At 69.6% G+C, this 24,783-nt stretch carries 19 protein-coding genes; 7 read left to right on the forward strand and 12 right to left on the reverse strand.

All coding sequences use genetic code 11. The features are described from left to right. The 6 genes from FKV24_RS18965 to FKV24_RS18995 form a co-directional block, all read left to right on the forward strand. A partial coding sequence (locus tag FKV24_RS18965; protein WP_249041097.1) for a hypothetical protein occupies positions 1-339 on the forward strand: 339 nt, incomplete at its 5' end. Between the two features lie 74 nt (positions 340-413). Further along, on the forward strand, positions 414-1,781 hold the full coding sequence (locus tag FKV24_RS18970) for a TolC family protein (RefSeq protein WP_249041098.1): 1,368 nt from the start codon (positions 414-416) through the stop codon (positions 1,779-1,781). Continuing rightward, a complete protein-coding gene (locus FKV24_RS18975; RefSeq protein ID WP_211371931.1) occupies positions 1,778-3,418 on the forward strand; it encodes an efflux RND transporter periplasmic adaptor subunit in 1,641 nt (546 codons plus the stop codon). Before FKV24_RS18970 ends, FKV24_RS18975 begins: the two co-directional genes overlap by 4 nt. Next, a complete protein-coding gene (locus FKV24_RS18985; RefSeq protein ID WP_141483505.1) occupies positions 3,415-6,579 on the forward strand; it encodes an efflux RND transporter permease subunit in 3,165 nt (1,054 codons plus the stop codon). Before FKV24_RS18975 ends, FKV24_RS18985 begins: the two co-directional genes overlap by 4 nt. 289 nt (positions 6,580-6,868) lie before the next feature. Further along, on the forward strand, positions 6,869-9,835 hold the full coding sequence (locus FKV24_RS20100) for a S8 family serine peptidase (protein ID WP_141483506.1): 2,967 nt from the start codon (positions 6,869-6,871) through the stop codon (positions 9,833-9,835). A gap of 133 nt (positions 9,836-9,968) precedes the next feature. Further along, entirely contained in the window at positions 9,969-12,623 is a 2,655-nt protein-coding gene (locus tag FKV24_RS18995; protein ID WP_141483507.1) for a M14 family zinc carboxypeptidase, read from the forward strand. Positions 12,624-12,708: 85 nt separating this feature from the next. Here FKV24_RS18995 and hslU read toward each other — a convergent pair whose 3' ends face one another. The 3 genes from hslU to FKV24_RS19010 all read right to left on the reverse strand — a co-directional run bounded on the left by hslU (position 12,709) and on the right by FKV24_RS19010 (position 15,760). After that, positions 12,709-14,103, reverse strand: coding sequence for an ATP-dependent protease ATPase subunit HslU (hslU, locus tag FKV24_RS19000; RefSeq protein WP_141483508.1), 1,395 nt, complete (start codon positions 14,101-14,103; stop codon positions 12,709-12,711). An 81-nt stretch (positions 14,104-14,184) separates the two neighbouring features. Then, positions 14,185-14,736 carry an ATP-dependent protease subunit HslV gene (hslV, locus tag FKV24_RS19005; RefSeq protein WP_141483509.1) on the reverse strand — a complete coding sequence of 184 codons (552 nt, stop codon included), beginning with the start codon at positions 14,734-14,736 and terminating at the stop codon, positions 14,185-14,187. A gap of 91 nt (positions 14,737-14,827) precedes the next feature. Next, a complete protein-coding gene (locus tag FKV24_RS19010; protein ID WP_249041099.1) occupies positions 14,828-15,760 on the reverse strand; it encodes a LysR family transcriptional regulator in 933 nt (310 codons plus the stop codon). 109 nt (positions 15,761-15,869) lie between these two features. On the opposite strand from FKV24_RS19010, the gene FKV24_RS19015 reads away from it, so the two are divergent. Then, positions 15,870-16,751 (forward strand): glucose 1-dehydrogenase, encoded by an 882-nt coding sequence (locus FKV24_RS19015; protein WP_170288384.1) that lies wholly within the window; start codon positions 15,870-15,872, stop codon positions 16,749-16,751. Between the two features lie 6 nt (positions 16,752-16,757). Here the strand turns inward: FKV24_RS19015 and xerC are convergent, their stop codons facing one another. From xerC to FKV24_RS19060, 9 genes are all read right to left on the reverse strand, one after another. After that, positions 16,758-17,624, reverse strand: coding sequence for a tyrosine recombinase XerC (gene xerC / locus FKV24_RS19020; RefSeq protein WP_283016223.1), 867 nt, complete (start codon positions 17,622-17,624; stop codon positions 16,758-16,760). Between the two features lie 400 nt (positions 17,625-18,024). Then, positions 18,025-18,699 carry a DUF484 family protein gene (locus tag FKV24_RS19025; protein ID WP_111265355.1) on the reverse strand — a complete coding sequence of 225 codons (675 nt, stop codon included), beginning with the start codon at positions 18,697-18,699 and terminating at the stop codon, positions 18,025-18,027. After that, complete coding sequence (gene dapF / locus FKV24_RS19030; RefSeq protein WP_141483511.1) at positions 18,692-19,555, reverse strand: diaminopimelate epimerase; 864 nt, start codon at positions 19,553-19,555, stop codon at positions 18,692-18,694. The genes FKV24_RS19025 and dapF overlap by 8 nt, the downstream gene beginning before the upstream one ends. Next, positions 19,552-19,776: an LPS translocon maturation chaperone LptM gene (lptM, locus tag FKV24_RS19035; protein WP_111265353.1), complete on the reverse strand. Its 225-nt coding sequence runs from the start codon at positions 19,774-19,776 to the stop codon at positions 19,552-19,554. Before lptM ends, dapF begins: the two co-directional genes overlap by 4 nt. Positions 19,777-19,813: 37 nt before the next feature. Then, positions 19,814-20,209, reverse strand: a complete 396-nt coding sequence (locus FKV24_RS19040) for a YbaN family protein (protein ID WP_141483518.1) — start codon at positions 20,207-20,209, stop codon at positions 19,814-19,816. A gap of 11 nt (positions 20,210-20,220) precedes the next feature. Continuing rightward, positions 20,221-21,042, reverse strand: a complete 822-nt coding sequence (locus FKV24_RS19045; protein ID WP_141483519.1) for an alpha/beta hydrolase — start codon at positions 21,040-21,042, stop codon at positions 20,221-20,223. 23 nt (positions 21,043-21,065) lie between these two features. Then, positions 21,066-23,258, reverse strand: coding sequence for a S9 family peptidase (locus FKV24_RS19050; RefSeq protein WP_141483512.1), 2,193 nt, complete (start codon positions 23,256-23,258; stop codon positions 21,066-21,068). A 335-nt stretch (positions 23,259-23,593) separates the two neighbouring features. Continuing rightward, positions 23,594-24,043 carry a hypothetical protein gene (locus FKV24_RS19055; protein WP_141483513.1) on the reverse strand — a complete coding sequence of 150 codons (450 nt, stop codon included), beginning with the start codon at positions 24,041-24,043 and terminating at the stop codon, positions 23,594-23,596. A gap of 2 nt (positions 24,044-24,045) precedes the next feature. Beyond that, the coding region (locus FKV24_RS19060; RefSeq protein WP_211371932.1) for an RHS repeat-associated core domain-containing protein at positions 24,046-24,783 on the reverse strand (738 nt) is incomplete at its 5' end.

The following is a 24,783-nucleotide window of genomic DNA, read 5'->3' on the forward strand; positions in this document are numbered from 1 at the left end:
CTGGCACTGTGGGTGTTGCTGTTGCAACAACTGGCCCTGGTCGCCTACGCCTGCCCGATCGCCGAGACGCCGGCACCGCCGCAGGCGATGGCCGGGTGCGGCGCGATGGAGATGCCCGACCCGGATACGCCGGCGCTGTGCGACCAGCACTGTCTGCGTGGCCATGTCGCCGCACCCGACCTGAAGGCGCCGCAGGTGCCGGCACTGGCGCTGCCGCCGGTGCAGTTCGCGCTGACCGAGGCGATGCTGCCGCCGGTGCGCGCGCAGTCCTATCGCGACGTGCCGGTCTGCCGGTCCGACCCGCCGCCCGCGCAGCGCTTCTGTAGCCTGCAGATCTAGACCCCGACCACGACCTGTTACCGCGCCGCCGGCGGCTTCGGCGGCGTGTCCGTCGTTGCCTGTCCGGAGGTCTCATGACCCGTCTCCTTTCCCCGTCGCACCGCCACGGCGTCCACCGCTGGCCGGTGTCGATGCTGGTCCTTGCATTCGCCCTCGTCCCGGCCGCGTCCATCGCGTCCGCCATCACCTACGAAGACGCCTTGCGCAACGCGGTCGAACGCGCGCCTTCGATCCAGGCGCGGCAATCGCGCATCCAGGCGCGCCAGGCGCGGGCCGCCCGCGCCGCCGCCCTGCCCGATCCAGAACTGAAGCTCGGCATTTCCAACCTGCCGGTCACCGGTGCCGACGCCTTCGATACCGGCGCCGACATGATGACAATGAAGCAGATCGGACTGATGCAGGCATTCCCGGCACGGGCCAAGCGCCGGGCCCGCCAGGCCGTGGCCGAACGCCTGCTCGACCAGGCCCGGGCGCTGTCGCTGGCCGAGCGGCTGGAGGTGCGTCGGGCCAGCGCCCAGGCCTGGATCGAGCTATGGGCGGCGCAACACGAGGTGGCCGCCCTGCAGGCGCTGCGCGAACCGGCCGATGTCGCCGTGCGCGCGGCGAAGGCGCGGACCGCCGGCGGTAGCGGCATGGTCTCCGACGCGTTGGCCGCGCAGGCCGGCGCGCTGGATCTGGAGAACCGCATCGACGCCGCGCAGGCGCGCCTGGAAGCGGCCCGCGCCGGCCTGGCACGCTGGCTGGACGAGGCCCCTGAGGCATTGCGGGCCGAGGGCAAGCCACCGTCGGCGGACACCTTGCCGGTCGCGCCGGCCGCCCTGCTGGCTTCGATCGACCGTCATGGCGCACTGCTTCCATGGCGTGCGCGCGAGGCGGTCGCCGCAGCCGAGGTCGATGCCGCGATCGCCGGCAAGCGTCCGGACTGGAGCCTCGGCTTCAGTTACGGACAGCGCGAACGCACGCCTGCGGGGCTGCCGCGCAGCGACATGCTGATGGTCGAATTCGCGATCGACCTGCCGCTGTTCACAGGCAACCGCCAGGAGCGCGACATCGCCGCAAGCCGTGCCGAACTGGACGCGGCCGGCGCCGAACGCGACGACGCCCGGCGCCTGCAGGCCGAACGCCTGCAGCGGCACCTGGCCCTGTGGCAGGGCCTCAAGCGTCGGTTGGCGCGTATCGAGGACGCATCGCTGCCGCTGGCCCGCGACCGCTCGCGCACGGCACTGGCCGCCTATGCCGCCGGCGGCGGTCTGCAACCGTGGCTGGATGCACGCCGCGACGAAGTCGAACTGCTGATCGAGCACGCCCGGCGCCGTGGCGAGCTGGGCCGCGTCTGGGCCGATCTGGCCTACCTGCTTCCTGAGAACCAGCTACCTGAAAACCAGCTCCTCGAAATCCAGAACCCCGACAACCAGCCGCCCGAACAGGAGCCCCTGCCATGAACCGCTCCAAGACCTGGATCACGACCGCCGCATGGATCGCCGCCGTCGCCGCCGGGGTGGCCGGCGGCTACTGGTGGGCGGGCCGCGAGGGCAGCGCCGACATGACGAACGCCGAGCCGGAGGCGGCAGCGGACGAACGCGAGGTGCTGTACTGGTACGACCCGATGGTGCCCGACCAGCGCTTCGACAAGCCCGGCAAGTCGCCATTCATGGACATGCAACTGGTGCCGAAGTACGCCGACGAAGCCACCGGCGCCGCAGTCGACATCGACCCGGGCCTGCGCCAGAGCGTGGGCATCCGCACCGAAACGGTCGCGATCGGCCGGCTGGCTACAACCCTGCGCGTGCCCGGCACGCTGGCCTGGGACCTGAACCGGGAATCGGTGGTCAGCGCCGTCGCCGCGTCGCTGGTGAGCCGGGTCGAGGTCAAGGCGCCGTACACCCGGGTCGAACGCGGACAACCGCTGGCGACCCTGCTCGCTCCCGCCTGGAGCACCGCGCTGGCCGAGGCGCACGCGCTGCGCCAGGCCGAGTCGGCGGCCGCACGCGAACTGCAGGCGGCCGCGCAACAGCGCCTGCGCGTGCTCGGCGTTCCCGCCGGCGCCAGCGGCGACGGCAGCGTGACGGTCGCCGCGCCGCATGCCGGCGTGGTCAGCGAAGTGCTGGTCCGCGACGGCCAGGCAGTGATGGCGGGGACGCCGTTGTTCCGCATCAATGGCACCGCGACGGTGTGGTTGCAGGCGGCGGTACCGCAGGCCGAGGCGGCGCGGCTGCGGGCGGGCACGCCGGTCCGGGCCCGCGTCGACGGATTGCCGGAGCGGCGCTTCGACGGCGAGGTCGAGACCCTGTTGCCGCAGGTCGATCCGGCCACCCGCACGCAACAGGCACGCATCGTGCTGCGCAATCCCGACGGCGTGCTGGCCCCGGGCATGTTCGCCGAGGTCGCGATACGTCCCGAGGCGGGCCCGGCCCGGCCGCTGGTGCCGACCGGCGCGCTGATCGCCACCGGCGCAGACAGCCGGGTGATCGTGCAGGACGCCGACGGCCGCTTCCACCCGCTGCGGGTGCGGGTCGGACGCAGCGGCGACGGCCGCAGCGAGATCCTCGAAGGCCTGAAGGGCGGCGAGCGCGTGGTCGTGTCCGGCCAGTTCCTGATCGATTCCGAAGCCAGCCTGTCGGGCCTGCTGGAACGTCTGGACGAGGACCGCGGCGACGCGGCCGCGAACTTACCGGACGAGAGCGTGCCGAACGAGAGCGTGCCGGACGAAGGCATGCCGGACATGCGCATGCCGGGCGAAAGCGAACCGGATGACGGCATGCCCGGCGACAGCGTGCCCGGCGAACACCTGCCGGCGAGCGACGCGCCCGCCACCGACACGCCGGCCCTGCACCAGGCCGACGCCAGCGTGCGCGCCATCGGCGAGGGCAGGATCGAACTCAGCCACGGCCCGTTCCCGACCCTGGGCATGCCGGGCATGACGATGCGCTTCCCGCTCGCCGACCCCGCCCTTGCCGAGGGCCTGCGGGTCGGCGACCGCGTGCGGGTGTGGGTACGCTCCGACGCGGACGGACTCACTGTGGAACGGCTCGAACCCTTGGCCGACCCCGCGACCGGGCCACAGGAGACACGGCCATGATCGCGCGCCTCATCCACGCCTCCATCGCCAATCGCGTGCTGGTGTTGATGGCCGCCGCGCTGTTGGCCGGCGCCGGTCTGTGGTCGCTGCGGCACACCCCGCTGGACGCGCTGCCGGACCTGTCCGACACCCAGGTCATCGTGCGCACCCAGTGGCCGGGCCAGACCCCGCGCATTGTCGAGGACCAGGTCACTTATCCGCTGACCACGACGATGCTGTCGGTGCCCGGAGTCACCGCGGTGCGCGGTTTCTCGTTCTTCGGCGATTCCTACGTCTACGTCCTGTTCGACGATGACACCGATCTGTACTGGGCGCGTTCGCGGGTGCTGGAATACCTGAGCCAGGTGCGCGACCGGCTGCCGGCCGACGTCAGCCCCGCGCTCGGCCCCGACGCCACCGGCCTGGGCTGGATCTACGAGTACGCGCTGGTCGACCGCAGCGGCCGCCACGACCTCGGGCAGCTGCGCGCCCTGCAGGACTGGTTCCTGCGCTACGAGCTGAAGACCGTGCCCGACGTGGCCGAGGTCGCCAGCGTGGGCGGGATGGTGCCGGCCTGGCAGATCGTGCCCGACCCGCAGGCGCTGGCGGCGCGCGGCCTGACCGTGCAGCGGCTGGTCGATGCGATCGGCGCTGCCAACGGCGCCACCGGCGGCTCGGTGATCGAACAGGGCGAGGCCGAACTGATGGTGCGCAGCGAGGGCTATCTGCGCGCGCGTGAGGATTTCGAGCAGGTGCCGGTGACCAGCGCCGACGGTATCCCGGTGCTGCTGGGCGAGGTGGCGACGGTCACGCGCGGCCCGGCGTTCCGCCGCGGCATCGCCGAACTCGACGGCGAGGGCGAGGTCGCCGGCGGCGTGATCGTGCTGCGCACCGGCAAGGATGCGCTACGCGCGATCGAAGGCGTCAAGCAGCGGCTGCGGGATCTGCAGGCCGGCCTGCCCGAAGGCGTGGAGATCGTGCCGGTCTACGACCGCTCCGAGCTGATCCACGAGGCGGTGCGCAACCTGGCCGGCAAGCTCGGCGAGGAATTCCTGGTGGTGGCGCTGGTGTGCGTGCTGTTCCTGTGGCACCTGCGCTCGGCGCTGGTGGCGGTGGTGACCCTGCCGCTGGGCGTGCTGGCGGCATTCATCGTGATGCGCTGGCAGGGCATCACCGCCAACCTGCTGTCGCTGGGCGGCATCGCGATCGCCATCGGCGCGATGGTCGATGCGGCGGTGGTGATGATCGAGAACGCCCACAAGCACCTGGAAGCCTGGCGTGCGGCGCATGGCGGACGCGAACCCCGCGGAAACGAACGCTGGGGGCTGATGGCGCAGGCCTCGGCCGAGGTCGGTCCGGCGCTGTTCGCCAGCCTGCTGGTGATCACCCTGTCGTTCGTGCCGGTATTCGCGCTGCAGGCGCAGGAAGGCCGGCTGTTCGCGCCGCTGGCCTACACCAAGACCTATGCGATGGCCGCCGCCGCCGGGCTGTCGGTGACCCTGGTGCCGGTGCTGATGGGCTATCTGATCCGAGGTCGCATCCGTCCCGAGCACGCCAACCCGGTCAACCGTGCGCTGATCGCCGGCTACCGGCCGCTGCTGGAACGGGTGCTGCGCCATCCGCGACTAACCCTGGGCCTGAGCGCCGCCCTGCTGCTGCTCACCGCGATCCCCTACGCGCGCATCGGCAGCGAGTTCATGCCGCCGCTGGACGAAGGCAGCCTGTTGTACATGCCGACCGCACTGCCGGGGCTGTCGGCCGGCAAGTCCGGTCAGTTGCTGCAACTGTCCGATCGCATGATCAAGTCCGTGCCCGAGGTCGAGCACGTGTTCGGCAAGGCCGGCCGCGCCGACACCGCCACCGACCCGGCGCCGATCGAGATGTTCGAGACCACGGTGACGTTCAAGCCGCGCGAGCAGTGGCGTCCGGGCATGACCCCGCAGAAACTGCGCGAAGAACTGGACGCGGCGGTGAAGGTGCCGGGCCTGACCAACCTGTGGGTGCCGCCGATCCGCAACCGCATCGACATGATCAGCACCGGCATCAAGAGCCCGATCGGGATCAAGGTGTCGGGGCCCGACATCCAGGTCATCGAGCGCCTGGGCGGTGAGATCGAGCGCGTCGCCAGGACCGTTCCCGGGGTGAGCTCGGCGCTGGCCGAGCGGGTCGGCGGCGGGCGCTATGTCGATGTGCGCATCCGCCCCGCCGTCGCGGCGCGCTACGGCCTGGACCAGGCCGGGCTGCAGCGGTTGATCGCGACCGTGGTCGGCGGCGAACCGATCGGCGAGACCGTCGACGGACGCGAACGCTATCCGATCGTGCTGCGCTACCCGCGCGGACAGCGCGATTCGCTGGCGGCGCTGGCGCAACTGCCGCTGGTCGCGCCGGACGGCGTGCAGCTGACCCTGGGCCAGGTTGCCGAGCTGTCGCTGAGCGCCGGTCCGCCGATGCTCAAGAGCGACAACGGCCGCCTGGTCGGCTACGTCTACGTCGATGTCGCCGGCCACGACCTGGGCTCGGTGGTGGAGGCGCTGCAGCGGCGCATCGCCGATACGGTCGCGCTGCCGCCGGGCTATGCCGTCGCCTGGTCCGGCCAGTACGAATACCTGCAGCGCGCGATCGCACGGCTGCAATGGGTGGTGCCGGCGGCGCTGGCGATCATCTTCGTGCTGATCTGGACGGTGTTCCGGCGCTTCGGCGAGGTCGCGATCATCCTGCTCAGCCTGCCGCTGGCCCTGGTAGGCGGACTGTGGCTGATCTGGCTGCTCGGCCATGCGATGTCGGTGGCGACGATGGTCGGTTTCATCGCCCTGGGCGGGGTCGCCGCCGAGTTCGGCGTGATCATGCTGCTGTACCTGCGCCAGGCCTGGGAGCGACGGCTGGCGGCCGGCGAGCCGGCGACCGTGGCCACCCTCGAGGCGGCGATCCGCGAGGGCGCGGTGCTGCGGGTGCGACCGAAGGCGATGACCGTCGCGGTGATCCTGGCCGGCCTGTTGCCGCTGTTCGTCGGCAGCGGTGCCGGCTCGGAGGTGATGCAGCGGATCGCCGCGCCGATGATCGGCGGCATGCTGACCGCACCGCTGCTGTCGATGCTGGTGATCCCGGCCGCCTACCGGCTGCTGCGCGGGCGCGCGCTGGCATCGGAGGCGCCCGCCTCCCCGGACCCGGCTCGGGCGCGGTAAAGCCTGGCGCACGAAGCCCGACCGCCGGGAGTCCGGCCGCGCACCTGCGGTCGGCCCCGGCGTCACCGGTTCGTGACGCCTCCTTCACCTCGCTGTCGGCCCGCCAACGAAGGCGGCGCAACCTGTCCTGTCCAACAGGAACGCGCCGTTGGCGATGAATGGCCCCAGCCATCGCCTTCAACCGCCATCGGACGCATGTGTCCGTTCCGTTAACCGGGGCCACTGACAACGCCGGTCATGTTCGTGCCAGGGAGAAGGCAGCTGTTCACACCATTCAAGGAGAGAAATCATGGCCACCAAGGCAGCGCGAACGCGCAAACAGGACAGACCCGCCGCACCGGTGCGGGTTTCGGTACACGACAGCAACGGCTCGCCCTGGAACAAGAAGGCCGAGGTCGAGCTGACCAGCGGCAAGACCCGGATCGCACTCGAGCGGGTCAAGGACACCGCCACCTTCGAGGGCCAGGTCGCGCCCGGCAGCTACCGGTTGCAGGTCAAGGCGACCGGCATGGTCGCGCCCGAGCGCACCATCGCCGTTGCGCCGACCGGCAAGACCGCGAGCGTCTACCTGGGCAAGCGCGGCTGGCCGTTCTACCGCTATGGCGAGAACGTGGTGCCGTTCGAGCCGCGCGAGGATCTGATCGCGGTCGGCTTCGACTCGCGCGCCCCCGACCCGAAACGCGGCCGTGAACTGTTCAACGAGGTCGTCAAGAAGCTGGGCCTCAAGCCGGTCGAGCTGAAGACCGAGGAAGAGACCCATCCGTCGATGGCCGCCGGCGGCGCGATCTGGCTGTTCCAGCTGGGCGCGCGCGGCGACCGTGCCAGGACCGAGGCCGGCCTGCGCCGCATGCTCGGCGAGGACGCGCGCATCGGCATGCCGATCGACCTCACCCGGCGCCAGGTCAAGGTGCTGGACCGGCGCTTCGTCGTCCGCTTCCGCGACCACCTGCGCCCGCAGGACATCGAGGCGCTGGTGGAGAAGGCCAAGGCGCGCATCCTGCGCGGCTTCCTGCAGGCCGGCAACGCGCGTCTGATCGAGTTCGGCGGCGGCGCCTACCAGGAGCACCTCAAGATCATCGAGGCATGGCATGAGCAGGGCCTGCTGGTCTACGGCGAACCCGACCTGATCGCCGAGATCGTCGACGACGCCTTCCCGGCCGACCCGCCGGACGACCCGACCTACGCCAGCCAGGCCAACCTGACCCTGCAGAACGTCGACGACGCCTGGCAGTTCCTCAACGGCATCTCGGCCAACCTCACCCTTGGCAGTCCGGCGGTGTATGTCGCCACGCTCGACCGCGGCATCGACACCGACCATCCCGACATCGGCGGCAACCTGACCGACGGTACCGCGCAGCTGGCGCAGTGCTACGACTTCGAAGGCCTGCGGCCGTGCACCACGCCCGGCTACACCCCCGACACCTCGCACGGCATGGGCGTCTACGGCATCGTCGCGGCGCGGACCGACAACGCCAACGACATCGCCGGCATCGCCCCGAACACGCACCAGATCGGCCTGGAGCGTCCGCTCGCGCTGGGCGGCGTCAACTATGCCGACGCGCTGCTATGGGCGGCCGGCTTCACCACCGGCAACACCTCGACCGGCTGGCCGGCCGAGCCGATCAACCCGGCGGCCGACATCATCAGCTGCTCGCATGGCGTCAACGGTCTGGCGCTGTCGGGGCTGATGGACGACACCCTGACCTTCCTGTCGGTCTACGGTCGCGGCGGCAAGGGCACGCTGATGATCTACTCCGCCGGCAACAACGCCACCCCGCAGCAGATCACCGGCTACCGGGTATGGGCCGCGCATCCGCGCACCCTGGCGATCAGCAATTCCAACCAGCCCGACGGCATGGGCGTGGAGCGGCTCAACAACACCTCCAACTTCGGTCCTGAGATCGACATCTGCGCCCAGGGCAACGGCGCGCCTTCGCTCAACCACACCGGCGGCGAGCAGACCTTCGGCGGCACCTCGGCGGCGGCGCCCACGGTCGCCGCGGCCGCCGCGCTGATGCTGTCGGTCGAGCCCGACCTGACCTGGGTCGACCTGCGCGACCTGTTGCGCAACACCGCGGTGGTCATCGACGGCGCCAATGCCGACCCGGTCGGACAATGGTCCGGAGGCTTCAGCTGGTGGTACGGCTTCGGCCGCCTGGACGTCAATGCCGCCGTGCAGGGCGCCAACGCCTTCGACCCGGGCACCGTCAACCTGGTCGTCCGCGACAATCTCGCCGACGACGGCAGCCTGGTCCCGACCGGCGGCACCTTCTGGCGCAGCCCGGACCTGTGGGTGCGCCAGGACAACCCGGCGACCGATCCGATCGGCGATCCGGCCTACGGCGCCAATCCACCCAACCAGCCGGCCGATGCCGGCACCGACAACTGGGTGCGCGTGCGCGTGCGCAATGCCGGCAGCGCCAACTCGGCCAATGCCTTCGTCCGCGTCTACCTGACCCACTTCGCCGGCACCCAGTTCGTCTACCCCGGCGACTACATTCCCTCGATCAACTCCGGCGATCCGATTCCCAGCCCGCTGGTGCAGGGCACCTACCTGCTCGGCGAGCAAGCGATCGCCTCGCTGGCGGCCGGCGCCACCACCATCCTCGACTTCCCGTGGCCGGCCGCGCTGGTGCCGCCGGAGTTCGTCGGCGGCACCCGCTGGCACCCCTGCCTGCTGGCCGAGGTCTCGCCGCATACCGGGCCGACGCCGTCCGGGAACCTGGTCGTCGACAACACCAACCTGGCCCAGCGCAACGTCACCGTCGACTACTCCGACGACGACGGCGCCGAGCACGAGATGACCGGCATGATCGGCGCCGAGTCCGACGACAGCCGCATCCGCCGCATCGTGGTGGCGCGCGGCAACCTGCCGAAGCGGGCCAGGATCTGGGTGCGCTTCCTCGACCCCAAGGTCGAGCGGGCGGTGATCCGGGCGCTGGGCGACGCCGCGAAGCGGCCGGTACCGCCGCAGGACGGCCACGAGTCGTGCTGCTGCGCGCCCGCGGACCGGCGACCGCCCGCGTCCGACGTGCGGGTGGAAACCGTCGACGGCCGCAAGCGCTTCCTGCTGGGCTCCGGATCGAGGTTGATCCTCGACGTGCCGATGGTCGGCGGCATGCTTACGCCGGTGGTGCTGGGCGCGCAGTTGCCGAAGGGCACGCTGTCCGGCGCCCGCGAGGTGGCCCTGATCGAGCAGGACACCGACGGCCGGTCGCTGGGCGCGTTCTCGCTGGAATTGCGCAAGCGCCAGTAAAGCTCTGAACACCTCCCTCTCCCCCGACCTCGTCGGGGGAGAGCGGAGCGATCGGAGATTCCATCGTCGCGTCGCCGCCGCGGTCGCCACGCGTGGCCGCGGCGCATCGGCGCCACCCCACAAGGAGCGTGTCATGGGTTACTTCGCCTGCAGGATCGCGGCCACCGCCGCCAACAGGGCGCTGCTGGAAGCGCTCGACCATCAGGGCCGGATCGTATTCGACCACTACCACGAGGCCGACGGCTGGCTGATGCTGGCGCTGAACTCGCGTGAGCTGGAAGTCGCCAAGCAGTACGACCTCGACCCGGAGATCACCGAGGACCTGGAACAGACCGCCGCGCTGCGTCGTGAAGAGCGCGCCAGCGTGCACGACGATAGCGACGACGCGCCAGTCACCGGCTTCGTCGACAGCTATCTGGACGCCGGCGCCGTCGCCGCGCGGATCGCCGCGCTGGCGGCGGAATTCCCGGCCCTGTGCCAGCTCATCACCCTGCCCGAGAGCACCGAGGGCTACGACGGCTCGGTCGCCGCGCTGGCCGGCCCGTCCGCGGTGCAGCTGCTGCGGCTCAGCAACGATCCCTCGGACCGCTCGCGGCCGGCCTTGCTGCTGATCTGCGGCACCCATGCGCGGGAGTGGATCAATCCACTGATCGCGATCGAATTCGCCGAGCAGCTGCTGCGCAACCACGATCCCGCCAGCGTCGATCCGCAGGTGCAGGAGATCACCCGCATCCTGCAGCAGGGCGAAGTGCTGATCGTGCCGGTGATGAATCCCGACGGCCTCAACTTCTCCTTCCACGACGACGCCGGCTGGCGCAAGAACCGGCGCGCGAATCCGGGCGCGCCCGCCTGCCCGGGGGGCGACAACAACCGCAACTACGAGGTGTTCTTCGGCGAGGCCGGCGCTTCGTCCTCGGCCTGCTCCAACGCCTACCACGGCGCGTTCGCGTTCTCCGAACCGGAGAACCGCAACCTGAAGTTCATCGCCGAGAACTTCCCCAACATCCTGGTCGCTGTCGACTCGCATTCGCAGGGCGAGAAGATCTTCCGCCCGATCGCCAGCGGCGGCAGCTTCACCGGCAGCCTGCCGGTCGCGCCCGAGGACGAGCTGATCTACCAGCAGCTCGAAACCGCCGCCAACGCGGCGATCCAGGCCGTCAGCGGCAAGACCTACGCGACCGGCACCACCAGCAACCACGCCGGCACCTCGGACGAGTACTTCTTCTTCGCCCATCGCGCCTTCGCCTTCGACTTCGAGTGCGCGCTGGCGTTCCAGCCGCCGATCGACTCGGCCCTGGTCTCGGTCCAGGAAGTGGTGGCGGCGCTGCGGGCGCTGGCGATCAAGGCCGTGGATCTCGACGTGGCGGCGACGACGCCGGCGCGCATCGTCCAGGCCATCGACCGCACCGGCAGCATGGCCGCGTCCGGCTACGACGACGATGCCCGCGCCAACGCCAAGCGCTTCATCGACCTGATGTCGATCGGCGACAGCGTCGGTGTGGTCAGCTTCGCCGATCCTTCGCCGGACCCGGACGCCACGCCCCTGGCCGACCGCGCCCGCGTCGACCTCGCGCTGACACCGCTGTCCACCGCCAGCCTGATCCAGGCGCACGACGAGATCGACGCGCTCGCCTTCGCCGGCTGGACCTCGCTCGGCGCCGGGCTGCAGGCCGCGGCCGACCAGTTGGCCGCCGGCGCGACCGCCCGCGACGCCATCGTGCTGCTGTCGGACGGCTACGAGAACCGCGCGCCCTGGAGCGGCGATGTGCTCGCCACCCTGCGCGACGGCCTGCCGGTCCACACCATCGCCCTGGGCAGCCAGTCGGATATCCCGCTGCTGCAACACATCGCCAGCGAGACCGGCGGCAGCTTCCATCTCAGCCCCGATTCGCTGGAGCTGTACGAGATCTACAACCAGATCCGCGCCGACGCCTCGGACGATGATCTGGTGTTCAACGCCGCGGTATCGACACCGCAGGAAGACGATGACGGCGACGGCATGAGCCGGGTCCATGCGAGCCTGTCGCACGCCGCCCCTTCCCATCTGAACCTGGCCGGCCAGAACCGGGCCGGCGCCGGCTTCCGGGTCGAACCCGGGGTCAGTCGCCTGCTGCTCAGCCTCGCCAGTCCGACCGGCGCGCGCATCGGCAAGTTCACCCTGATCGACCCGTTCGGTCGGCGCCTGCGTCGCGGCGACTGGGGATACGAGGCCGCATCGCGGCCCGGCCACCTGACCCTGCGGGTGCTGCGGCCGGCGCCCGGACGCTGGCGTGTCGATGTCGGCGGATCGGAGCACTGCGTGCTGGGCGCCTTCGTGCGTTCGCCGTTGCAGGTGAGCTGCGTGCCGCGACTGGTGTGGGAGCGCAAGCGCCGCCTGGCGGTGCTGGACATATCGCTGGAGTCGCGCTTCGCCGGCGACGTGGAACTCGACGGCAGCGCGGTACTGACGCCGGTCGCGCCATGGCGCCCGGCCGCGGACCCGGCGTCGCTGGAGTGGCTCGACGTCGCCGGCTCGCGGTTGCGCTCGCATTGCGCACCGCCCGCGCCCCGGCGTTCGCCCTGCCGCTGCGGCGGCGGGATCAGCGGCCACCTGGAGCGATCACCAACCTGCGTGAGCCGCGGCGGCTTCCTGGACGGCAAGCCTTCGCGCGCCACCTACACATTGGCTTTCGCGCAACCGCTGGCGGCGGGCAGCTACGTCGCCGAACTCCGCCTCGAGGGCCGTTTCGCCCGCCATGGGCGCTTCGAGCGGGTGCTGCGCACCAGCGTGGTGGTGCCGCCGTACTGATGCGCGCCCGCGCTCCTGGGCATCGCCATACGCAGAACCCGCCTCGCGGCGGGTTCTCCATGACGGCACGCGCTGCGCCGCGCGCTCAGAGGATGTAGCGGCTCAGGTCCGGGTCCTGGACCAGCTCGCCCAGGTGCTGGTCGACGTAGGCGCGGTCGATGGTGACCGCCTGGCCGTCGCGGTCCGGGGCCTCGTAGCTGAGCACGTCGAGCAGGCGCTCGAGCACGGTGTGCAGGCGACGCGCACCGATGTTCTCCTGGCGCTCGTTGACGGTCGCGGCGATGTCGGCGAGACGGTCGACGGCGTCGTCGGTGAAACGCAGCTCGACGCCCTCGGTCTTCATCAGCTCGACGTACTGGATCGTCAGCGCCGCCCTGGGCTCGGTCAGGATGCGGACGAAGTCGTCCTTGCTCAACGCGCCCAGCTCGACCCGGATCGGGAAGCGGCCCTGCAACTCGGGAATCAGGTCGCTGGGCTTGGCCAGGTGGAACGCGCCGGAAGCGATGAACAGGATGTGGTCGGTCTTGACCGGACCGTACTTGGTGCTGACGGTCGAGCCCTCGACCAGCGGCAGCAGATCGCGCTGCACGCCCTCGCGGCTGACGTCGCCGCCGCTCATGCCGGCCTCGCTGCGCTTGGCGACCTTGTCGATCTCGTCGATGAAGACGATGCCGTGCTGTTCGCAGGCCTCGATCGCCGCCTCGCGCACCTCCTCCTCGTTGACCAGGCGGGCGGCCTCGTCCTCGACCAGCAGCTTGCGCGCGGCCTTGATCGGCAGGGTCTTCTTCTGGGTCTTGGTGCCGGCCATCTGCGAGAACATCTGCCGCAGCTGCTGGCCCATCTCCTCCATGCCCGGCGGCGCCATGATGTCGACGCCGCCGAGATTGACCGAAGCGTCGATCTCGATCTCACGCTCGTCGAGCTCGCCGGCACGCAGCTGTTTGCGCAACTTGGTCCGGGTCGCGTCGTCGGGCGCATTGCCCTGCGCGGACGGCTCGTCCTTCGCGGCATCGGCGATGTTGAAGCCGAACGAGGTCGCGTTGCCGCTTCGGCGCGGCAGCAGCGCATCGAGGATACGGTCCTCGGCGCGGTCCTCGGCCTGGGTACGCACGCGGTGCTTGGCCTGCTCGCGGTACAGCTTGACCGCGGTGTCGGCCAGATCGCGGACGATCTGCTCGACGTCCTTGCCGACATAGCCGACCTCGGTGAAGCGGGTCGCCTCGACCTTGACGAAGGGCGCGTTGGCGAGCGTCGCCAGGCGCCGCGCGATCTCGGTCTTGCCGACACCGGTCGGGCCGATCATCAGGATGTTCTTGGGCATGACCTCGTTGCGCAGCGCGTCGTCGAGCTGGGCGCGGCGCCAGCGGTTGCGCAGGGCGATCGCGACGGCGCGCTTGGCCTGGTGCTGGCCGACGATGTGGCGGTCCAGTTCCTGGACGATCTCCCTGGGGGTCATGGTGGCGCTGTTGTTATCGGTCATATGAACGCTTGAACGCTGTCGTGGGAGCGGCGTGAGCCGCGATGTGACAAAAGGGGAGCGAGGTCGCGCCTCGCGGACCGCCTACAGTTCTTCCACCACCACGTTGCGGTTGGTGTAGATGCAGACGTCGCCGGCGATGTTGATCGCCTCGGTGGCGATGGTGCGGGCGTCGAGCTGGGTGTGCGCGATCAGCGCGCGCGCGGCGGACAACGCGTACATGCCGCCGGAGCCGATCGCGATGATGCCGTCCTCCGGCTCGATCACGTCGCCGGTGCCGCTGATGACCAGCGAGGTCTCGCGGTCGGCGACCGCGAGCAGCGCCTCCAACTTGCCGAGGCGGCGCTCGGTGCGCCAGTCCTTGGCCATCTCGACCGCGGCCCGGGTCAGCTGGCCATGCTTCTCCAGCTTGGCCTCGAACAGCTCGAACAGGGTGAACGCGTCGGCGGCGGCGCCGGCGAAACCGGCCAACACCTGGCCGTCGCGGCCGAGCCGGCGCACCTTGCGCGCGTTGGCCTTCATCACCGTATGGCCGAGCGTGACCTGGCCGTCGCCGGCCACCGCGACGCGATCGTCGCGCCGCACCGACACGATGGTGGTGGCGTGGAAGACATTGGGGTTCTGGCTGGGATCCATGGAGCCTCCGGAAGCGATGACTCATGGGTGGGGGCGCGGCCGGCGGGTTCAAGTTCGAGCCGCCGCCGGCCGCTGCCGTGGGCGCGCCGGTTCAGCTCGCGGCCACCTGCGCGTCCGCATCGCCGGGACACGGCTGCGCGAGCCGTTCGCCGAGGTAATCGATCACCGCGCGCACCCGCGGCGCACGATCGGCGCCGGCGACCCAGACCATCTGCACGGTCGGCTGCGGCACCCGCCACTGCGGCAACACTTCGACCAGGTCGCCGGCGTCCAGCTCGGCGCCGATGACGAAGTCGGCCAGCAGCGCAATGCCGGCGCCGCCGATCACCGCCTCGCGCAGCGCGTCGGCATTGTTGGTCGCCAGCACCGGCTGCACCCTCACCGGGCGCTTGAGCCGGCCGCGCTGCAGCGTCCACAACGCACCGGACTGCAACGGCGCGAAACTCAGGCAGCGATGGCCGGCGAGGTCCTCAGGCCGTTGCAGCGACGGCGCCCGGTCGAGATAGCGTGGCGACGCGCACAGCAGGCGGCGGATCGGCGGCAGCCCGCGCGCGACCAGCCGCGAGTCGCTCAGCCGTCCGATCCGTACCGCGACATCGACGCGTTCGGCGACCAGATCGGCGTAGCCGTCGTCGAACACCACGTCGAGCTGGATTCGCGGATGCCGCTCCAGCAGTCCCGCCAGCAGCGGCGCGACCCGGCGCCGCCCATAGGTCGCCGGCAGATGCAGGCGCACCCGTCCGGCCGGCTCGGCATGCTGCGACGCCAACCCGGCATTGAGCCCGCCCAGGGCACTCTCGACCGCGCCGTAGTCGGCCAGCAGGGCCTCGCCCAGCGCGGTCAACGACACCTGCCGGGTCGAGCGCAGGAATACCGGCCCACCGACGGTCCGCTCCAGGCTGGCGATGCGCCGGCTCAGCACCGATGGCGTGCAACCGACCTCGGCCGCGGCGCGGGCGAAGCTCAGGTGGCGGGCGACTGCGGCGAAGCCGACGAGTTCGCGCAGCCGGGTGGGCGTCAGCATCGGAAATTCGTTCATATTCCGAATGAAACTAATTCACGATGATTCGATTATCGCGCCGAATGCAATCGATGACACTGCCCCCTCTCCCCCATCCGAGACGAGGTGCCTGATGACCGCAATCACCCGACGCGAGCTGCTTGGCGCGAGCCTGGCGGCGGCCGCCACCACCGCCACGCTCGCCACCGGCCTGGGCACCGCGCAGGCGGCATCGCCTCGGCACGCGGGCCGCGGACGGCTGGCCGGCAAGGTCGCGATCATCACCGGCGCGACCTCCGGGATCGGTCGTTCCGCCGCGTTCGCGTTCGCCCGCGAGGGCGCCAGCGTCGGCTTCTGCGGCCGCCGCAAAGCGCTCGGCCGCGAAGTCGAGGCGGCGATACGCGCCGAGGGTGGCAAGGCGATGTTCATGCGTGCCGATGTCACCGTGCCCGAACAGGTGCGCGACTTCGTCGATGCGGTCGCCGACCACTACGGCGGCCTGCACGTCGCGTTCAACAACGCCGGCATCACCGGCCGCTTCCAGCCATTGCACGAGCTGGACCTGGACACCTGGGACCGGATCAACGCGACCAACACCCGCGGCGTGTTCGTATCGATGAAGCATCAGATCCCGCACATGCTGCGCAGCGGCGGCGGCAGCATCATCCTGACCTCGTCGCTGCACGAGCGCAGCACCCGTCCCGGCGCCGGCGCCTACGCGACCAGCAAGCGCGCACTGATGGGCCTGGCCCAGGCGGCGGCGCTGGACTACGGCGCCCGCGGCATCCGCGCCAACGTGATCGCGCCGGGCATCATCGACACGCCGCTGTTCCGCGGCGCCACCGGTGCGTCGCCGGAGATGGTCGAGCAGTCGCGGCAGAAGGTCGACGCGTTCAAGCGGATCGGCACGCCGGAGGAGATCGCCGACGTGGCGCTGTGGCTGGCCAGCGACGAGAGCCGCTACATGACCGGTTCCTCGGTGCTCGCCGATGGCGGCGTACTGGCCGGACTGTAGCCGCGCTCAGCCCTTGCGCTTGGCCCGCGGATGGGCGCCGTCGTAGACCCGGGCCAGGTGCTGGTAGTCGAGGTGGGTGTAGATCTGGGTGGTGGCGATATCGGCGTGGCCGAGCAGTTCCTGCACTCCGCGCAGATCGCCGGACGACTCCAGGATGTGGCTGGCGAAGGAGTGCCGCAGCAGGTGCGGGTGGACGCGCTTGAACAGCCCCTGCCGCTGGGCCAGTTTTTGCAGGCGCAGCTGCACCGCGCGCGGGGTGATCGGGCCGTTGCGACCGGGGAACACCGGCGCGTCGTTGCCGGCGCCGGTCGAGGCGCGCCACTCGGCCAGGGCCGCGCGCGCATGCGAGCCCAGCGGCACGCTGCGCTGCTTGTTGCCCTTGCCGGTCACGTGCACCAGCGCATCGGCCAGGTCGAGGTCGCGCCAGCGCAGCGCGCACAGTTCCGACAGGCGCAGACCCGAGGAGTAGAACAGTTCCAGCAGGGCGCGGTCGCGCAGACCCAGCGGCACGTCGGTCGGCACCTCGACCAGGGCCTTGGCCTCGTCCGGATCGAGCACCTGCGGCAGCTTGCGCGGCGCCTTCGGTGCGCGGATCGCGGCGGCGGGACTGGCGGCGATGCGGCCCTGCTTGAGCAGCCAGGCATAGAAGCTGCGGCAGGCCGACAGCCGCCGCTGCAGGCTCTTGGGCGACAGCCCGCGACGGTGCTCGGAGGCGACGAAACCGCGCAGTTGCTCGGCATGCAGATCCAGGACCTGCAACGACTGGGCGTCGGCCCAGTTGCGCAGCGCGTCGAGGTCGCGGCGGTAGGCATCCAGCGTGTGCGCGGACATTTGCCGTTCCACCTGCAGGTGGGCCAGGAATTCTTCGATCATGCGCGTTCCCATCCACGTCCAGCGTAGCGCGGAAGCCGACACCGCGCACGGGTCCGGCGGGCGTGGCGTGAGCCGCGATCCCCGCGCCTTCCCAGGAACGCCCCATCGCGGCTCACGCCGCTCCTACAGGATGAAGGCATGTGGCATGTGGCATGTGGCATGTGGCATGTGGCATGTGGCCAGCCCCCTGAGTCAGGGGGCGATTCGCGCGTAGCGCGAATTGGGGGTGTGGAAGCGCAACGGCGGGGCCCAGGGTTTGCGCAGCAAACTTTGGGGATTCCCTGGCGCAGCCCCGGGGATCACAGCTTGCGCAGCGCCTACGGGCGTGCAGACCTTGCCGATGCTGCGTAGGAGCGGCGTGAGCCGCGACCGGCAGCCGATCGGCGGGATCGGCGGTCCACTAGCGATCGAAGCGCTGCAGGGCGGTGGTCAGCGCCTCGCCCATCATCCGCAGGAACAGGGTGCCCATGCCGGGATAGAAACGGTTGGGGTCGCGGCTGCCGACCGCGACCAGGCCGACGCCCGGCAGCGGCAGCAAGGCGCTGGACTGCACTTCGTCGACCCGCGCGCCGTACAGCAATGCGCTCTTTTCCGGTTGCAGGCGCCCGCAGATCGGCTCGCCATCGGCCAGGCAGTCGCGGAACGGGGCCAGCGCCTCGTCGTCGGCGGCGATGACCTGCAGCCAGTCGGCCGCGTCCAGGCCGGCCACCGGTTCGAGCATGACCAGGCGCACGATGTCGCCGTTGAACTCCTCGGCCAGGGTCGCGGTCATCGCCTGCAGGGTGCCGGCGGCGTTGTCCTGGCGCATCAGTGCCAGCGCCAGCTGATGGGTGCGCACGGCCAGGCGCTCGTTCTCCTGCGCATTGGCGAACAGGTCCTGCAGGCGCCGCGACAGTTCGCGGTTCTTGTCGCGCAGCACTTCCAGCTGGTAGCTGGCCAGCGACGCCGCCGAGCCCTCGTCGCGCGGCACCACCAGGCTCAGCGCGAGGTCGGGAAACTGCTGCAGGAAGCGCGGATGCCGGCGCAACCAGGCCGCGACTTCGTGCGCGCCGAGCTTTTCCTGGAGGTCATTCATTTCGCCACTCTCCTTCGTAAACGAATGCGGTCGGGCCGGTCATGGCCATGGGCGCGTCGTCGTCCGGCCACTCGATCAGCAGCTCGCCGCCCGGCAGCACGATCGTCGCACGCCGGCCGATCGCACCGCGCTTCATCAACACCGCCGCCGCCGCGCAGGCGCCGCTGCCGCAGGCCAGGGTCTCGCCGACGCCGCGTTCGTACACGCGCAGGCGCACCCGGTCGCGCGCCACGACCTGGGCGAAACCGACATTGACCGACTCGGGGAACACGCCGTCGCGTTGCAGGGCCGGGCCGATGCGCTCGACCGGCACGCTGTCCAGATCGTCGACTTCGATCAGCGCATGCGGATTGCCCATCGAAACCGCACCGAACCGCGGCAACGATGCGTCGCCGGCGGCATAGGGGTCCTGCGGCCGCTCGAACCCGTGCATCGGGATCCGCAGCGGGTCGAAATCGGGCACGCCCATCGCGATGCGGTAACGGTCCTCGCCGACCCGCTCGACCGCGTGGCGGCCGGCCGGGCTGTCGAGCCGGAAGCGGTCGCCGCCAGCGGCGCCATCACGCACCAGCCAGGCAGCGATGCAACGCGCGCCGTTGCCGCACTGCTGCGAACGCGAACCGTCGGCATTCCAGATGCCGTAGGCGGCGACCGCGCCTTCCGACAGCGGGTCCTCGACGGTCAGGATCTGGTCGCAGCCGACACCGAGATGACGGTCGGCCAGCCGGCGGCACAGCTCGGGCCCGGGCGGGGCCTGGCCACCGCGCAGGTCGAGCACGACGAAGTCGTTGCCGGCCCCGTGCATCTTGCTGAAATGCACGACGCCGGCGGGCGCCGCGTGCGCGGGCGCGCTCATTCCGCGCCCGGCCCCTCGTCGTCGCCAGTGTCCTCGACGTCGGGATCGGACGGCGGCGCCGCCTCGCCGGCATCCCCGACACCCGGATCGGGCTCGGACGCGGCGTCGACGGGCACCTCGATCGGCATGTCGGCCGGTGCCTGGACCAGCGGCCCCTTGTTGCCGCAGGCGGTCATCGCCAGCGACAGCAGGAGCAGGGAAAGTGCGGTGCGTGCGTTCATGGCCGCAGTGTAGCCCGCGTGCCGCGGAGTGCGAAGCTCAGCGGTCGGACAGCGGTTCAGCCGGGGGTTCGGGCCGCCGCCACAGCCAGGTGGCGACCACGGCCATGATGGCGGTGCCGGTCGCGGCCATCCAGACCTTCGGCGCGGTCAGGAACATGATCACCGCGCAGGCCGACATCATCACCGTCGCCAGCCACTTGGCGCGGCGGCTGACTGCGCCATGCGCCTGCCAGTCGCGGATCATCGGTCCGAACTGGCGGTGGGCGAGCAGCCAGCGGTGCAGGCGCTCGGAGCCGCGCGCGGCGGCGAACGCCGACAGCAGCACGAACGGCACCGTCGGCAGGCCGGGCACGACGATGCCGATCACGCCCAGGCCGAGCGCGGCATAGGCCAGCAACCACCAGGCCCAGCGGAAGCGTGTCGGCCGCGGCACGGAGTCCATCGTCAGTCGAGCGGAGGCGGCGCGAAGGCCTTGCGCAGCGCCGCCAGTGCCGCGGGGTGATAGATGGTGTGGTGGTGCTCGTCCGGCATCGGCGCGTACTCCACCCCGATTCCGGCGACGTCGGACAGCGCCCCGGCCAGCGCCGCGGTCGGGGTGGCGATGCCGGTCTCGTCGCTGCTGGCCAGGAACAGCCGCTCGGTCGCCACCGGCTCACGCTCGCGCAGGCGCGCGGGCACAGCCTCGACCAGATGCCCGCCGTTCCACCACAGGCTGGGATCGATCGCGATCCAGATGTCGAACAGTTCCGGCGCCTCGGCCAGGCTCTCGACCACGAACAGGCCCGCCAGCGACTCGCCGATGATCGCGGTCTCCCCGTTCACCGCATAGCGGTCGCCGATCCGCGGCATCAGCTCGTCGGCGATGAACTCGCGGAACGCCGCCGAGCCGCCGAGCCGCGGCGCGATCTCGCGGTCGGCCGGGATCCGCGACGGCCCGGTCATGTCGCGACGGCGATCGGTGTTCTCGATGCCGACCAGCATCACCGGATGCATGGTGCCGTTCATCGAACCGATCTGGACCAGACCGGCGATGTGTAGGAAGTCCTCGCCGATGCCGCCGTCGGGCATGTACAGCACCGGCAACGGCTTGTCGCCGTCGACATCGGGACGGTAGACATTGATCCGGCGCGCCTCGCCCAGGACCTCGCTGTCGATGACGAAGGTCTCGCCGATCGCCAGCGGCTGTGCCGGCGCCGGCTCGCCTGCGCGGGCGGACGGCGCGGTGGCCAACAGGGCCGGCGTCATCGCCAGCCCCAGCAGTGCCATCAGCGCCGACGCCCGCAACCGCATCAGCGTGCCGCCTCGGCCTTCACGCCGAGCTGGTCGAGCATGAAGGCGTACATCTCCGCGCGCTCGCGGTAGCGGCGGAAGCGGCCGGACTTGCCGCCGTGGCCGGCTTCCATGTTGGTGCGGAACACGACGGTGTTGTCCGAGGTATCCAGGTCGCGCAGCCGCGCCACGTACTTGGCCGGCTCCCAGTACTGCACCTGCGAGTCCCACAGGCCGGTGCCGACGAACATCGCCGGGTAGGCCTGGGCCTTGAGGTTGTCGTAGGGCGAGTACGACAGCATGTAATCGTAGTAGTCCTTCTGCTCCGGATTGCCCCACTCGTCGTACTCGTTGGTGGTCAGCGGGATGCTGGGGTCCAGCATCGTGGTGACCACGTCGACGAACGGCACCTGCGACAGGATCACGTGGTAGGTGTCCGGCGCCATGTTGGCGATCGCGCCCATCAGCAGGCCGCCGGCGCTGCCGCCATAGGCGGCGACGCGGTCGGGCGCGGCGTACTTGTGCTCGACCAGGAAGCGGGTGACGTCGATGAAGTCGGTGAAGGTGTTCTTCTTGTTGAACAGCTTGCCGTCGTCGTACCAGGCGCGGCCCATCTCCTGGCCGCCGCGGATATGGGCGATCGCATAGACCATGCCACGGTCGAGCAGGCTGACCACGGTGCTGTTGAAGCCCGGGTCGGTCGAGGAGCCATAGCTGCCGTAGGCGTACTGCAGCAGCGCCGCGCTGCCGTCGCGCTGGAAGCCCTTGCGGTAGACCAGCGACACCGGCACCCGGGTGCCGTCGCGGGCGGTCGCCCACAGGCGCTCGGTCACGTACTGGTCGGGGTCGTAGCCGATCACCGGATCGCGCTTGAGCAGGCGGCGCTCGCCGGTGCGCACGTTGAGCTCGTAGACGGTGCCCGGGGTGGTCATCGAGGTGTACTCGTAGCGCACCAGCTCGGTGTCCGGCTCGGCATTGGCGGCCAGGCCCATCGAGTAGGCCGGCTCGTCGGCCTTCACGTACTCCTCCTCGCCGGCCTGGCCGGGGGCGCCGCGGACGATCCGCAGCCGCTCCAGGCCCTCGGAGCGCTCGCCGATCACGGTGAAGCCGTCGAACAGCTCGATACCGTCGATGAACACGTCGTCGCGGTGCGCGATCCAGTCCTTCCAGTCCTTGCGCGAGGTGCTGCCGGTGGGCGCGGTGACCACCTTGAAGTTCTTCGCGCCGTCGGCATTGGTCACGATCACCCAGCGGCCGTCGTGGTGATCGGCGTCGTATTCGACGTCGCGCTCGCGCGGCGCCAGCACGGCGAACTCGCCCGGCGCCGCGGCCGGGGTGCAGCGCAGCTCGCTCGACACCGTGCTCTGCACGCCGATGCAGATGAACTGCTCGTCGCGGGTCTTGCCGATGCCCATGTAGAAGCTGTCGTCGTGCTCCTCGTAGACCAGCACGTCGTCGGCGACCGGGGTGCCGAGCACGTGCTTCTTGACTCGCACGGTGAGCAGGGTCTCGGGATCGTTCTCGACATAGAACAGGGTGCGGTTGTCGTCGGCCCAGACCAGGTTCGCCGACACGCCCTTGATCTGGTCCGGATACAGCTCGCCGGTCTCCAGGTCGCGGAAGCGCACGGTGTACTGGCGGCGGCCGTTGAGGTCCTCGGCATAGGCGAGCACCTTGTCGTCGCGGGTCACTTCCCAGTCGCCGACGTTGTAGTAGTCCTTGCCGGCGGCCAGCGCGTTGACGTCGAGCAGGACCTGCTCGCCGGCAAAATCGCCGCCATCGTTGGCCTTCTGGATCGACAGCGCATCGATGCCGCCGGCGTCGCGGCGACGGCCGTAGACCGGGTAGTCCTGGCCGGTCGCGAAACGGGTGTAGTACCACCAGCCGTGCTTGCGGTACGGGACCGAGCTGTCGTCCTGCTTGATGCGGCCGACGATCTCCTCGTACAGCGTGTCCTCCAGCGGCTTGAGCGGCGCCATCACCTTGTCGGCGTAGGCGTTCTCGGCCTGCAGGTAGGCCAGCATCGCCTTGTCCTCGCGCTCATCGTCGCGCAGCCAGTAGTACTCGTCCTGGCGCTCGGCCCCGTGCGGCGCCTTGACCACGTGCGGGCGCTGGTCGACATCGGGCGGAGCCGCCGGATCGGCGGAGGCGACGTTGGGAGCGGCGGTGGAAAGACTCATCAGCAGGGCGGCCAGCAGCAGGGAAGGTTTCATGGATGGGGTCCGGATACGGATTTCGCAACAGAGGGCGAAGGTAACCGGTCTCGCGGCGGACCACATATGTCCATAGGCATGGCCAGCGGGCGGCCAGGTCGGCCTTCTTCAGAACCAGGCCGTCTCGATCCGGATCGGTGAATCGGCTCCTGGGCATGTCCGTCCTCTCAGGTTGACGGACTTTACTCAGATTCGGCTGGTACGGCTCAGTGGGGGCAGGTCAGGTGAACTGCATAGCACCCCGCTCCAGGCGCTGGTTAGTTACCACCGTCCTTTGCCAGTGTCCACAAACAACAAGCCCGCCGGACGGCAGGATTAGCCTCACTCGACAGGCCTTATTCACAAACAGGAATTTGCGCACCATCACCCGTACTCCAGCTCGGTGAAGCACGCTTGTATAGCACTTCGGAGTCTGACCCTGTGTGACTGACCTGACCATCCATATATTTAATCCTAAGACGGCCATTCGACAGCATTTCCAACATGAAGAAATCGCCATCCTCTGACTTAACCTCAGCATCAACATGGCTATCGTTTGAGTGTCCAACAGAGAGCAATGCGGGCCGGGTTGGCACACCTTCGTATCGCTGCGCCAGCAACCACATCCCATCCCCATCTGGAACGAATGAAACCTCCATCCCTAATAAATCACCGCTTTCGTTGTGCCTGCAAACGCTGGAGAACGTACCTGTGAAGTCAATATTAGACTCCGCGCGTGTAACGTTCGCCATGGCAACAGTGACTAGCATGCAGGTAGCCACAATAGTCTCTCGAAGAAAAATCATAATTAATTCCCTCCAGCCTGTAGCAATTCCACCTGACGACTTGCCTCATCTATCAGCTTGCTGCGATCGCCCCCAGGGTCACGAAAAAAATGTGGCGGGTCAGGTGTCCTAAAATTCCCACCCCAGCTAAGCCCTGCTTTTGTTGCCGCATCTCTCAAAATTGTCCTTTGCTGATCGCCCGTCAGGCCTCCGGGAATATTACGCAATGATGAATAATTCACATCAACTGCAAACCCAGCCGAATGCAGACTCAGGCGCGCAGGAGTTATTGCACTTGGATCCCCTCTTAGGGAGTCCTGCCTATCTTGCGCACGGAATGCAGAATTAAACTTTATTTTTACTCCTTGTCTGGCAGCATCCTGTTTCCAGGTATCTACTCGATCCGCAAAACCGGAGTCGAGAAATGAATTTCCGAGGCCCGGCAATGTCACACGCTTCATATCTGGAACTCTTTTATTCCTTGGCATGTTATCGCCGGCACGTATGCTAGGCGGCCCTACGCGGAAGCCTGTCCCTGGACTGGTGAAGTTACTGAAATGGGAACCTAACGAATCCCAATCCCTGCGGCCATCTGGATCAGTAAACCTATAGGGATTATTGCTCCCATACCGATACCGATTGAACTGCCCGACCGGGCTGCCGTATGGCGTCACCGGGTCCGCTGACAGGAACCGCCCGATATCGTCGTCATAGTAGCGCTGCTGGGCGTAGACCAGGCCGGTGGCGGCGTCGAACACGTG

The sequence above is a fragment of the Marilutibacter maris genome (genome assembly GCF_006546735.2).
Taxonomy (GTDB): domain Bacteria; phylum Pseudomonadota; class Gammaproteobacteria; order Xanthomonadales; family Xanthomonadaceae; genus Marilutibacter; species Marilutibacter maris.